Below are 12,969 nucleotides of genomic sequence, written 5' to 3'. Positions count from 1 at the left end.
GCCGCGCGATGCCCAAGAATCTGCCTCATCCGAACGAACCGAAACGCAAACGCCCGGCGCCCGCGCCTGCGCCGGAACCTGTCGCGGTTGAGCCGGCGGCCGTGTCGGAGGCGGTTGCGCGCGAGGGACTCGCCGGCCTCGGCGCGTTACGCGGCGCGCTGAAAGCCGACGCCGCGCGCCGCGAGCGCGAACGCGCCGCCGCGGCGGCCGCGAAGCGCGAAGCGGTGGCGGACGCCGACGTGTTCCGCCGGGCGATCGGCGAGATCGAGCCGCTGAAAACGCCGCCGCGCACGACGCTCACGCGCGAGCCGCCGCTACCCGTGCCGCTTCAGACCCAGCGCGACGAAGAAGCGGTGCTGCACGAAGCGCTCTCCGACGAATACGATCCCGAAAGCCTGCTCGACACCGACGACACGCTCTCCTATTGCCGCACCGGCGTGCGTCAGGAAGTCGTGCGGAAACTGCGGCGCGGCGCGTGGATCGTGCAGGCGCAACTCGATCTGCACGGCATGCGCCGCGAGGAAGCGCGCGAGGCGCTGGCGCTCTTTATCCGCGAGGCGGTGAAGCGCGGGCTGCGGTGTCTGCGCGTCATTCACGGCAAGGGACTTGGGTCGATCGGCCGCGAACCGGTGCTCAAAGGCAAAGTGCGCGCGTGGCTCGTGCAGAAAGAAGAAGTGATCGCGTTTTGTCAGGCACGTCCGCACGACGGCGGCGCGGGCGCCGTGCTCGTGCTGCTGCAACCGAGCGGAAGCCATGCGCACCACGCGCATCCGCAGGACCGCACTCATCCGAAGGATCCGCACGGTGCATCCTAGACTCACGCTGGCAATATCCATCATGGAGGTGGTCGCGCTGCTCGCGTATGCCGTCTCCGGGCTGATCGAGGCGCGCACGCGGCGGCTCGACGCAGTTGGCGCGTTCCTCGTCGCGATCGCGAGCGCGTTCGGCGGCGGCACGGTGCGCGACGTGCTGCTGTCGCGCCGCCCGTTCTACTGGGTGCAGCATCAGGATTACGTGATCGTCGTGTTCGTCATGGCGATTTTCGCGCCGTTCGTGCTGCGCATGACCTCGCGTCTCTTCGACCAGCGGGCGCTGCTCGTCGCCGATGCGATCGGCCTCGGCCTGTTCAGCATCTCCGGCACGTCGATCGCGGTCGATGCGCAGATGCCCGCGTTCACCGCCGTCATGATGGGCGTGGTGACCGGCGTGTTCGGCGGCCTGATGCGCGACGTGCTCTGCAACGAAATCCCGCTCATTTTGCGCGACTCTCGCCCTTACGCCGTTTGCGCGTTCGCCGGTTGCTGGCTGTATCTCGGGCTTGAGCATCTGACGGTTCTGCCGGTCTACAACGTGCTCGTGTCGACGGCTTTTATCCTCTTCGCGCGGCTCGTGACCTATAAACTGGACATTCGTCTGCCGCATTAACTGCCGCGTCGCGGCCGGTTGGCCGCCGCCTCCGATTTGCTACAATCTCGGAGTTTTCCCACCCACTGTCGATCGACCCGCAGACTGACCATGAACATCGAGCAAGCGCGTTTCAACATGATCGAGCAACAGATTCGTCCCTGGGAAGTGCTGGACCAGGACGTCCTGAACCTGCTGTCGATCGTCAAGCGTGAAAACTTCGTCCCCGCCGCGTATCGCAATATCGCGTTCGCGGATCTGGATATTCCGCTGCCCGGCGGCGAGCGCATGCTGTCGCCGAAAATCGAGGCGCGCGTGTTGCAGGAACTCGCCATCAAGAAGCACGAGACCGTGCTCGAAATCGGCGCGGGTTCGGGCTACATGGCGGCGCTGCTGGCGAACCGCGCGCGCTCGGTGCTGACGGTCGAGATCGCGCCCGAACTGGCGCAGCTCGCCGAGCAGAATCTGGCGGCGAACGGCGTGTCGAACGCGCTGGTCGCGACAGGCGACGCCGCACGCGGCTGGGAACAAAGCGCGCCCTACGACGTGATCTGCGTGTCGGGCGGCCTGCCGGTTTTGCCGCAGGAATTCCTCGATCAACTGAAAATCGGCGGCCGGATCGCCGCGTTTGTCGGCACGGCGCCGGTCATGAAGGCGCAGATCATCACGCGCGTCGACGAAAAGCAGTATCGCGTGTCCGATGTCTTCGAAACGATGGTCGCGTCACTCAAGAACGCGGTGCAGCCGCCGCGTTTCAAGTTCTGAAATAAGTTGCACGGGGCGCGGCTGCATTGCGCGCCCCTTTATCCGATACAGACAATCCATGCAAAACCTGACCGCCACCGATCTCGCCGAATGGCTCGCCGATACATCGCGAGCCGCGCCCGTGCTTCTCGACGTGCGTGAACCGTGGGAACTGGAAACGGCCAAGATGAACAACATCGTGTCGATTCCGATGCGCGACATTCCCGCGCGCAGCGAAGAACTCGACGACGAAGCGCAAGTCGTCTGCATCTGCCACCACGGCGCACGCAGCGCGCAGGTCGGCATGTTCCTGGAATCGCGCGGCTTCACGCACGTGTTCAACCTGTATGGCGGGATCGACGCGTGGTCGCGTCAGGTCGATCCGTCCGTTCCGACTTACTGATTCGCTGCCGAGCGCCCATTTCATGCGCCCGCTGTTCGCATTCGCGCTCGGCGCTGCGCTCGGTGCGCAATATTCGCTGGCGAGCGCGGTCGGCCTCAACCAGCTCTACGACGAAGCGCTCGCCACCGACGCGCAACTCGAAAGCGCGCGCGCAAGCCTCGCCGCCGATAGCGAGCAGCTTCCGCAGGCGCGCGCCAAACTTCTCCCTCAGCTTTCTGCCGTGCTCACGGCCAACCGTCAGCGCACCGATTTCGGCGGCGGCTTTCCGGCATCGACGGGTAATAGCGACGGTTACGCCGTATCGCTCACGCAGCCGCTTATCAACGTGGCGAGCTGGCAAGGTTTCGAGCAGGGAAAAATCGCGCTGACGACGGCGCAGGCGCAGTTCGCGAGCGCGCGGCAGGATTTGATCGTGCGGCTCGGGCAGGCGTATTTCGACGCGCTTTCAGCACAGGACAGTCTCGCCATCGCGCGCTCGCAGAAAACGTCGATCGCGGAGCAGCTCGAATCGGCGAAACGATCGTTCGAGGCAGGCAGCGCCACCATCACCGACACCAACGAGGCGCAAGCCAAATACGATCAGGCGATCTCGCAGGAGATCGCCGCGCAGAACGATTTGAGCGTGAAACTCGCGGGGCTGGAACAGATCGTCGGGCATCCGGTGGAGCATGTCGATGGTCTCGCGCACGGCACGACGCTGCCGCCGCCGTTGCCGAACGACATGCAGCAATGGGTCGATGCGGCACGCGCGGCGAATTATCAGGTCGTGCTCAAGCAGCTTTCGCAGGCGAGCGCGCAGCGCGAGACGGCCAAAGCGCAGGCGGGGCATTATCCGACGCTCGATCTCGTCGCGAGCTACACGAAAAGCAGTCTCGGCGCGGCGGGTCTCGGGAGTTTCGGCGGCAATTTCGGCGGCGGATTCGGCAGCGGCAACAACACGCTCACGCCGGGCATTCCGGCGGGCGCGGCGGCGCTCGGCAACTACGGCGCGTACTACACGAACGCGACGATCGGCGTTCAACTGAACATTCCGCTCTACGAAGGCGGCGGCACAGAGAGCCGCGTGCGCCAAACGCTCGCGCTGGAAGACAAGGCCGCCGCCGATCTCGACGCTGCGCGCCGCTCGGCGGCGTTATCGGCGCGGCAGGCGTTTCTCGGTGTATCGAGCGGGCTCGCGCAGGTCAACGCGCTGCAGACCGCCGAACGCTCGGCGCGGACATCGCTCGAATCCAACTTGCTCGGGTATCAGGTGGGCGTGCGGATCAATATCGACGTGCTGAACGCGCAGGATCAGCTATTTTCGGCGCGCCGCGATCTGGCGAAGGCGCGCTACGACACGCTCGTCAATTCGCTCAAGCTGAAGGCCGCGACCGCGAGCCTCACCGATCAGGACATCCTGAATCTCGACAGCATGCTGTCGCCCATCGACGACACCGCGCTCACCGCCCTGCCCGCCGTTGCGCCGATGCCGCATCCGCGTGCGGCGGCAGGCGCGGGCACAGCGAGCCGGCGCGCGATGCCGCCGGGCGCGGGATCGTCGTCGAATTAAATCAAGCGCCGCAAATAAAAAACCGCATGCGTCAGCCACGCATGCGGTTTTTTTTGCGCGCGGCGCGCGACTCGGAGCGCGATCAAACCACGTTCATCGCCAGCGCGCTCTCGCGATAATGCAGGCTCGCCTTCTCGGCGTCGCCGAGTTGCTCGTGCAGCCGCGCCAGCGCGCGATGCGTGCGAATCCGCAGCGGTTCGTTATCGGCGAGTTTCAGCGCCGATTCGAGGAACGCCTGCGCTTTGCCCCACAACTTCTGATGCAGACACAGCCGGCCGAGCGTGAACAGCAGATCGGCGTCTTCGGTGCGTTCCTTTTGCCACGCTTCGGCGCGCTGGATCAGCGGCAGCGCGTCGCCGCCGATCGCGCAATCCGGATAGCGGCGCAACAGACGCGCGTCCCAATTGTGATTGAGCGCCTCTTCGACGATCTTGCGCGCTTCCGTGCGCTTGTCGAGCGCGATCAGCAACTCGGCGGCGAGATCGGCGAGACGCGGCGACTGGCGCTCCGTCGCCGACAGCGACTGCCAGAATTCGAGCAGCGCGTCCGGATTGTGGCGCCGGTCGCGCAGCAGATTTTCCGCCGCCACCTGACGCAGACGCACCGCCACCGCCGGATGCAGCGCCTCGCGCTTCTCCAGCGTCTTGACGAGTTTCAGCACTTCGCCCCAGTTCTTCAACTGCTGCTGCGCCCGCAACGCGATCTGCTGCGCGTGCAGACGGCGGCCACCCTGCGCCTGCATCTCGGTGAGCGCGGTGAGCGCGCCGTCGGCGTCGCGGCCATCGGCGCGCATGTCGGCGGTCGCCATCAGCCGCGCGTCCTGCCAGTCCGCGCCCGTCACCTGCGAGAGCCACTCGTCGCGGCGCGCGTACTCGTGCATTTCGTGCGCGGCGTTCGCAGCGACGAGGCCCGCCGCGCCCTTGTTTTCATCGACGGAAAGCGCGTCGCGCGCCGACTTCTCCGCCTTCGAGAAACGTCCGGCGTACAGATGCCCGATCGCGTCGCGCAACGACCGGTTCGCCTTCGCCAGCTTGCTGCGCGCGCGGTACGCCGAGACCCGCTGCGGCATTTTCCAGACCGTGCGGACCGCGCGGATCAGCGCGTAAAGCACGATAAACAACACGACGATCGCGACGATAAACAGGTTTAGCGAAATATCCACGCGATACGGCGGCATCACGACGAGCACCTGCCCGCCGTCGAAACGCCCGACCGTCGCGAGCACGACCGCGATGGCGAACAGCAGCGCGAGCCAGATCAGTCCACGAATCGTCATCATCCGCCTCGCTTGAACTGGTGAACCGCCTGCAGGCTCGTGTTGAGGTTCGGCACGGCAACCGCGAGCGACGCCTGATCGACTTGTTTGACGAGATCGCGCACCGCCTGCACCTTCTTCGACGACGGATCGAAGTAGCGGCCGAGCGCGGCATCGGCGGCGGCGAGGTCCGACTTGAGCGTCGGTTCGCTGCGCGAGAGTAGCGAAAGACGCGCCGACAGCAAGCGCAGCTTCACGTTTTCGCGCACGAAATAACCTTGATCCGGCGACGTGAGCATGGCGTCGGCGTTATCGATCCGGCGCACCGACACGAGGCTCCCAAGCTGCTGGAGAATCCCGCCCGAAAACTGCTGCCACCAGACTTTCCAGCGCGGCTGGCCGGTCGCGGCGGCGATCGACGCGCTGTCGGCGGGCGCGGCGGCATGCGCGTTCGAGCGCTCGATGGGCGCTTCGCCCGCGAGCGGCAGGCCGTCGATCTGGTCGATGGCGGTGTCGAGCTTGATGGCGAGGCCGGTGAGATCGGTGGACGGCGTGCTTTTCAGCCGGTCGATATCCTGCGCGATCGCCTTGCGGATCGCCACGACCTGCGCTCCGTTGGTAGCCGCGAGGCGCGTGTCGGCGCTTTGCAGCGCGAACAGCGCGAGCTGCACATTGCCGGTGAGCTGCAATTGCTGGCTCGCGCTCGACAGGATCTGCTCGACTTCGGCCATCGTCCAGTCGTCGCGGTTGCTCGCGAGATCCTGATATTGCTGCTGCAGGGCCGCGCTGTGCGTTTCGGCGTCGGTGAGCTTGCCCTGCAACTGGATGATCTGCGTATTCGCGACGCCCGCCGCGCTCGCGGCCTGATCGGCTTTCGCGCGCAATTCGGTGTTCTGCGCCTCGGCGGCGTCGAGCCGCTCGGTGACGCCCTGATTGGCCTTTTCGAATTTGCGGTTCAGCACGAACGCGCCTGCGCCCGTGGCCACCGCGAGAATCACGATGATGAGCCACAGCAACGCGGCACCCGCGCTGCCGCCGCGTTTTTGCGCTTCGAACGGCGTGAACGGCGTGTTGCGCGGCAACGGCGGAGGCTCGGTCGATTGAGGCTCGGGCTGAGGTGTGGCTTTTTTGTAGTCGTTCGAATCAGTCATGCGCGATTGAGCCGGTTGGTGGTCCGGCGCTAAGGCCGGTTCGGAGTCCGTCGGCGCGGACTCCGCATTGTTCGGGTCGGCCGGATCGACCGCGGGCCTGCGGCCCGGGCCGTAATCGGGACGGCGAGTTGCGTTGTCGGCGTCGGTTTGCGCCGCGGCCGGTAAAGAGACAGGCGACGCCGGTTCGAGCACGGCTCTGATCGCCTCGACGATCCGCTCGTCGCCCGCGCCGGACACCGTAATCCTATCAAAACCCGCCTGCCGCGCGGCTTCTGCAATACGCGGATGCGGCGTGACGAATGGCGCGCGTTTCAACTGCACGGTTTCGTCGGCGGTCAGATGTTCGCGCGCGAGATCGTCCAGATTGCGCACGCCTTCGGAACTGGTGATGAGCCACGCGTGTGTGTCGCGGGGTTCGTCGGTGAGAAGCGCGTGAATGCGCTCCCATTGGTGCATCGCCGGTTCCGGCACGATGCGCCGGTAAGCGGCGACCTTCTCGACGCGCGCGCCCACTTCGGCGAGCCGTTCCGCGAGCCATTCGCGGCCGCCATCGCCGCGCACGATCAGCACGCGCCGCCCTTCCAGGCCGCCCGCGCCGAAATGCCGCTCGATCGCGACGTAAAGCGCCTCGGAATCGAAGCGCGGGTTCGGTTTGTTGAGCGCCGGCGTGATAACCGTGTAGCCCGGCGCGCCGACCCCCTGGCGCGCCAGCGCCGCGACGCTGCCCGGCCCGACTACAGCCATCGGCACGTCCGCGGGCCACGCCGCGCCGAGCCGCGTGAAGGTCTGATCGACCGCGTTCGGCGAGACGAACACGACCAGCGCGTAGCGCTCGGGCGCGTACAACTCGTCGAGCGCGGCGCGCAAGGGAGCGGCATCCGCGACGGGCGCGATGTCGATGAGGGGAAATTCGAGCGTCTCGTAACCCGCTCCGGCCAGCCGCGCGACGAGCGCGCCGGACTGGCCGATCGGCCGGGTAACGACGACGATAGCGCGGCGGGCGCTCGTCATCAGACCTCCGGCGAAGCGGCGGGCGGCACGCGCGCCCCGCTCGCCGTGCTCAAGGCGCGCACGATATCGAGCGCGCCTTGCGCTTCGAGCGCGGCGGACACGCGGCGGCCGAGTTCGAGCGCGGCGTCGGTGTCGGTATCGGCGGCGGACGACGATTCCTCGGCCGTCAGCACGCGCGTGCCGTCGGTGGTCGAGACGCAGCCGCGCAGATGCAGCGCGCCGTCGCGCCACATCGCGTAGGCCGCGAGCGGCACTTCGCAACTGCCGCCGAGCGAGCGCGACACCATGCGCTCCGCTTCGACCGCCGACGCCGTCGGCGCATGATGCAGCGGCGCGAGCCACGCGGCGAGTTCCGGGCGGCCCGTGCAAATTTCGATTCCCAGCGCGCCCTGACCCGCCGCCGGCAAACTGTAGTCGGCGTCGATCAGCGCGCGGATCCGGCTTTCCAGCCCGAGCCGCTTCAAACCCGCCGCCGCCAGAATGATGGCCGCGTAGTCGCCGCGATCGAGTTTGGCGAGCCGCGTGTCGAGATTCCCGCGCAGCGGTCGCACATCCAGATGCGGGAAATGCATCCGCAGCATCGCTTCGCGCCGAAGGCTGGAAGTCCCGACCACGCTGCCTTCGGGCAGGTCGGCGAGCGACGCATACGCCGACGACACGAACGCATCGCGCGGATCTTCACGCTCCAGAATGGTGGACAGCACGAAGCCTTCGGGAAGCTCCATCGGCACGTCTTTGAGCGAATGGACGGCGAGATCGGCGCGCCCTTCGGCCAAAGCGGCTTCGAGTTCCTTGACGAACAAACCCTTACCGCCGACTTTCGACAGCGTGCGATCGAGAATCTGATCGCCGCGCGTTGTCATTCCGAGGATTTTTACGTCGCAAGATGGATATAATTTGTGCAGCGCACACCGCACGTGTTCAGCTTGCCACATGGCGAGCCGGCTCTCACGCGAAGCGATGACCAGACTGTGGGGCGGTGGCGTGGAATGCGTCTCGGAATTCGTTGCAGGCTTCATTGAAGTCATTCGAATGACGGGATGGATAACAAACAATGGTAGCACGCACGCCAGGGTCTATTTACAGACGGACAGCGCGCGCGGGCCGCATCGGAATCCTTTGGGGAGCCTTGCGGCGTGGGCGCGTCGACCAGAGACAGGGCAGTAGACAGGGCGGGAGACAGGGCGGGAGACAGGGGCCGGAGAGCCTCGGCTGCGATGAACTGACCGAACGCGCGGAATACGCTTTTCGTGCGCGCGAGCGCGCAGTGCAGCACGCGACAAAGCGACCCCAAGCCGCGGACGGCGCGGGCCCGCTTAACCTCCCCTCGCTTCCTTCTTTATATAGGCCTTGGCTTCCAAGAGGAACTCAACGTGACGTCTTCCGGATCGGCGCGCCCCGCTCGCCGCAAAGCTGCATTGCCCGATGTTCCCTCCGACGCCACGGCCAAGCAGGCCGCCAAAGGCATCGCCGCTACCGCCACGCGTGCATCGAAAACCGCTGTTGCGGCCAAGAAGAGCGCGAAGCCTGCCGCCGCTGAACAGGCTGCGAAGCCGGCTGTAAAACCGGCTGTAAAATTGGCCGCTAAACAGGCAGTGAAGCCTGCCGCTAAACAGGCCAGCGCGAAGACGACCAACGGCGCAACCGCGCCCGACATCGCCGTGAAAGCGACGAAACCGACCTCGCGCGCCCGCGACGACAAAGACCGTCCGCTGTTCGAAGACATCCGCTTTCTTGGCCGCCTGCTCGGTGAAGTCGTGCGCGAACAGGAAGGCGATGCCGTCTTCGACGTGGTCGAGACCATCCGCCAGAACGCGGTGAAGTTCCGTCGCGAAGACGACCGCGACGCCTCGCAGGCGCTCGAAAAGCGGCTGCGCGGGTTGTCGCCGGAGCAGACGGTGAGCGTCGTGCGCGCGTTCAGCTACTTTTCGCATCTGGCGAATATCGCGGAAGACCGTCACCACAACCGCCGCCGCCGCATTCACGCGCTGGCCGGTTCCGCGCCGCAAGCGGGCACGATCGCCTACGCGATCGAGCGCATGCGCGAAGGCTCGCGCGTCGCCGAAACGCGCGCGCTCCTGCAAAAATTCTTCGATAACGCGCTGATCGTCCCTGTGCTCACCGCGCATCCGACCGAAGTGCAGCGCAAAAGCATTCTCGACGCGCAGCACGAAGTCGCGCGCCTGCTCGCCGAGCGCGATCAGGAATTGACCGCGCGCGAACGCACGCACAACGAGGCGCTGCTGCGCGCGCACGTCACGTCGCTCTGGCAGACGCGGATGCTGCGCGATTCGCGGTTGTCGGTCGCCGATGAAATCGAGAATGCGCTGTCGTATTACCGCGCGACCTTCCTCGGTGAAATTCCGGCGCTTTACGCCGATATCGAAGCCGCGCTCGCCGAGCACGGCCTGCCCGCGCGCCTGCCGCCGTTCCTGCAGATGGGAAGCTGGATCGGCGGGGATCGCGACGGCAATCCGAACGTCGCCGCGCCCACGCTGGAGACCGCCATCACGCGTCAGGCGACGGTGATTTTCGAGCACTATCTGGAACAAGTTCACAAGCTGGGCGCGGAATTGTCGGTGTCGAACCTGCTCGCCGGGTCGAGCGATGAACTGACGGCGCTTGCCGATTCGTCGCCCGACCAGTCGCCGCATCGCACCGACGAACCGTACCGGCGCGCGCTGATCGGCATTTACACGCGGCTGGCGGCAAGCGCGCGCGTGCGGCTCGGCGAAGGCGTCGTCGCGGTGCGCAGCGCTGGCCGTGGCGCGACGCCCGTCCGTGCGACGCCCTACGCGGATGCCGCCGAGTTCGCGCGCGATCTGCACGTGCTCGTCGATTCGCTTTCGGCGCATCACGGCGGCTCGCTGACCGCGCAACGGCTCGCACCGCTTGCGCGCGCCGCCGAGGTGTTCGGCTTCCACCTGGCGAGTATCGACTTGCGCCAGAGCTCCGATATCCACGAAGCCGTGGTGTCGGAACTCCTCGCGCGCGCGGGCGTCGAGGCGGATTACTCGGCGCTCACCGAAGAGGAAAAGCGCCAGGTGCTGCTCGCGGAACTCGCGCAGCCGCGCCCGCTGCGCCTGCCCTATTTCAGCTATTCGGATCTCGCGAAAAGCGAACTCGGCGTGCTGGAAGCGGCGCGTGTGACGCGCGAGAAGTTCGGCGCGCGCGCCGTGCGCAACTACATCATTTCGCACACGGAAACCGTCAGCGATTTGCTGGAAGTCATGCTCCTGCAAAAGGAAACCGGTTTGCTGCAAGGCCGGCTCGGCAGCGACACCGAACCCGCCGGCGACGGCCTGATGGTGATTCCGCTGTTCGAAACCATCGCCGATTTGCGCAACGCGCCGCACATCATGGGCGATTTCTTCGCGCTGCCGGGCGTGGATGCGCTCGTCAAGGCGCAAGGCGGCGAGCAGGAAGTGATGCTCGGCTACTCCGACAGCAACAAGGACGGCGGTTTTCTCACGTCGAACTGGGAGCTGTATCGCGCGGAACTGGCGCTGGTCGCGCTCTTCAAGGGACGCGGCACGACGCTGCGGCTTTTCCACGGCCGGGGCGGCACAGTCGGTCGCGGCGGCGGCCCGACGTATCAGGCCATCCTGTCGCAGCCGCCCGGCACCGTCGACGGGCAGATTCGCCTGACCGAACAGGGCGAAGTGATCGCGAGCAAGTTCGGCAATCCGGAAATCGGCCGGCGCAATCTGGAAACCGTCGTGGCCGCAACGCTCGAAGCGTCGCTGCTGCCGCACGAGAACGCGCCCGCGCAATTGCCGCAGTTCGAAGCGGCGATGCAGGCGCTCTCGGATGAGGCGATGGCGTCGTATCGCGCGCTGGTTTACGAGACGCCGGGTTTCACCGATTACTTCTTCTCGTCCACGCCGATCGCGGAAATCGCGGAACTGAACATCGGCAGCCGTCCGGCTTCGCGGAAGTTGCAGGATCCGAAGCAGCGGAAGATCGAGGATTTGCGGGCGATTCCCTGGGGTTTCTCGTGGGGCCAGTGCCGTTTGCTGCTGACCGGCTGGTACGGTTTCGGCAGTGCGGTGAGTGCGTATCTGGATGCCGCCGAGAGTGCCGCGGATCGCGCGAAACGGCTCGCCTTGCTGAAAAAAATGCACAAGACGTGGCCGTTTTTCGCGAATCTGCTGTCGAACATGGACATGGTGCTCGCCAAGACGGATCTGGCGGTGGCGTCGCGTTACGCGCAACTGGTCGCGGACAAGAAGCTGCGCAAGCACGTGTTCGACCGGATCGTCGGCGAATGGGAGCGCACGTCGAACATGCTGGCGGAGATCACGGGACGCACCGAGCGCCTCGCCGATAACCCGCTGCTCGCGCGTTCCATCAAGAACCGCTTCCCGTATCTCGATCCGCTGAATCACCTTCAGGTGGAACTGCTCAAGCGGCACCGCGCGGGCGACGACAACGTGCGTCTGCGGCGCGGCATCCATCTGACGATCAACGGCATTGCGGCAGGATTGCGTAATACGGGCTGACCGGCGTTTGTTCGTTTGCTTCCGATAAAAATGGCACCGATCGAGTCGGTGCCATTTTTTTTCAGCGCGTTCTTTTCACCGAGCCTCGACCATCAACGCGTCGAGTTGGAACGATCCGTCTTCCTGTACCGCGAAATACTGGCGCACTTCATCCGGCGCGTTTCGCCAGACCGACCGGATCGCTACGATCCGGTCCTCGGGCGTGCGCATCCGCGCGACCCACGTATCGAAACCGATCGGCAGACGCCAACGTTCGCGCACCGTCGCCGTGAAACCGGCGTTCTGAAACAGCGCGACCCATTCGTCCGCGCGGTAATCGCGGATATGCGAGCCGTCGCGCAGCAATTCGACCGTCTGCAAATGCGTGTCGAGCAACGGATGATCGGTGCCCGCGATATCCACGAACAGCACGCGGCCGCCCGGTTTCAGCACGCGCCGCACCTCGGCGAGCGCGGCAGGCACGTCGTGCCAATGGTGCGCGCTCATGCGGCTCAACACCCAGTCGAAGGTCGCGGCGGCGAACGGCAATTGCTCGGCCGGGCCTTGCTGTGTGCGAATCGTGGCGAGCCCGCGATCGCGCGCGGCCGCGGCGACCGTCGCCAGCATGCCCTCGGCGATGTCGTACGCGACGACCGAGCGCGCGTGCGGCGCGACCGCGAAACTCACGTGACCCGCGCCGCAGCCGAGATCGAGGACGTCCGCGTCCGGTGTCGCCGCGACTTCGCGCGCCAGCGTCTGCAGATCCGCACCGGTCGCGTGGACTGCGCTCGTGAGGTAAGCGGCGGCGGTGGAACCGAACGCGTCGGCGACCTGATCGTGATGTTTCATCGTGTGCTCCGGGCAATGAGGAGATGTTTTTATCGCGGCGAACGGCTCTGTTCTCCGAACGCCAGACCGTACAATAGATCCCGCCCTGTACCGGTACAAGTTAAGCAGTTATTCTGGTATCT

Annotated in this window: 10 protein-coding genes; 6 read left to right on the top strand and 4 right to left on the bottom strand. The window is 65.9% G+C overall.

The genetic code is table 11. The annotated features are described in order from the left end of the window. Positions 1 to 8: 8 nt before the first annotated feature. From AC3D25_RS05010 to AC3D25_RS04990, 5 genes are all read left to right on the top strand, one after another. Positions 9 to 815 (top strand): Smr/MutS family protein, encoded by an 807-nt coding sequence (locus AC3D25_RS05010; protein WP_488889601.1) that lies wholly within the window; start codon positions 9 to 11, stop codon positions 813 to 815. After that, a complete protein-coding gene (locus tag AC3D25_RS05005; RefSeq protein WP_488887360.1) occupies positions 805 to 1,425 on the top strand; it encodes a trimeric intracellular cation channel family protein in 621 nt (206 codons plus the stop codon). Before AC3D25_RS05010 ends, AC3D25_RS05005 begins: the two co-directional genes overlap by 11 nt. Positions 1,426 to 1,515: 90 nt before the next feature. Continuing rightward, on the top strand, positions 1,516 to 2,169 hold the full coding sequence (locus tag AC3D25_RS05000; RefSeq protein WP_488887359.1) for a protein-L-isoaspartate O-methyltransferase family protein: 654 nt from the start codon (positions 1,516 to 1,518) through the stop codon (positions 2,167 to 2,169). A gap of 58 nt (positions 2,170 to 2,227) precedes the next feature. Then, positions 2,228 to 2,551 carry a rhodanese-like domain-containing protein gene (locus AC3D25_RS04995; protein WP_488887358.1) on the top strand — a complete coding sequence of 108 codons (324 nt, stop codon included), beginning with the start codon at positions 2,228 to 2,230 and terminating at the stop codon, positions 2,549 to 2,551. A gap of 22 nt (positions 2,552 to 2,573) precedes the next feature. Then, on the top strand, positions 2,574 to 4,100 hold the full coding sequence (locus AC3D25_RS04990; protein ID WP_488887357.1) for a TolC family outer membrane protein: 1,527 nt from the start codon (positions 2,574 to 2,576) through the stop codon (positions 4,098 to 4,100). A gap of 82 nt (positions 4,101 to 4,182) precedes the next feature. Here AC3D25_RS04990 and AC3D25_RS04985 read toward each other — a convergent pair whose 3' ends face one another. Genes AC3D25_RS04985 through hemC form a run of 3 tightly spaced genes read right to left on the bottom strand, consistent with a single transcriptional unit; the run spans position 4,183 to position 8,536 of the window. Beyond that, positions 4,183 to 5,376, bottom strand: coding sequence for a heme biosynthesis protein HemY (locus AC3D25_RS04985; protein ID WP_488889600.1), 1,194 nt, complete (start codon positions 5,374 to 5,376; stop codon positions 4,183 to 4,185). Then, positions 5,376 to 7,517, bottom strand: a complete 2,142-nt coding sequence (hemDX, locus tag AC3D25_RS04980) for a fused uroporphyrinogen-III synthase HemD/membrane protein HemX (RefSeq protein WP_488887356.1) — start codon at positions 7,515 to 7,517, stop codon at positions 5,376 to 5,378. The genes AC3D25_RS04985 and hemDX overlap by 1 nt, the downstream gene beginning before the upstream one ends. After that, positions 7,517 to 8,536, bottom strand: a complete 1,020-nt coding sequence (gene hemC / locus AC3D25_RS04975) for a hydroxymethylbilane synthase (RefSeq protein WP_488887355.1) — start codon at positions 8,534 to 8,536, stop codon at positions 7,517 to 7,519. Before hemC ends, hemDX begins: the two co-directional genes overlap by 1 nt. A gap of 354 nt (positions 8,537 to 8,890) precedes the next feature. Between hemC and ppc the strand changes: the two genes are divergently transcribed. Next, complete coding sequence (gene ppc / locus AC3D25_RS04970) at positions 8,891 to 12,019, top strand: phosphoenolpyruvate carboxylase (RefSeq protein ID WP_488887354.1); 3,129 nt, start codon at positions 8,891 to 8,893, stop codon at positions 12,017 to 12,019. Positions 12,020 to 12,094: 75 nt separating this feature from the next. On the opposite strand, the gene AC3D25_RS04965 is transcribed toward ppc, so the two are convergent. After that, entirely contained in the window at positions 12,095 to 12,847 is a 753-nt protein-coding gene (locus tag AC3D25_RS04965) for a class I SAM-dependent methyltransferase (RefSeq protein ID WP_488887353.1), read from the bottom strand. Positions 12,848 to 12,969: the final 122 nt, after the last annotated feature.

Source organism: Caballeronia sp. SL1002, assembly GCF_057814995.1.
This window is presented reverse-complemented; position numbering and strand designations above follow the sequence as displayed.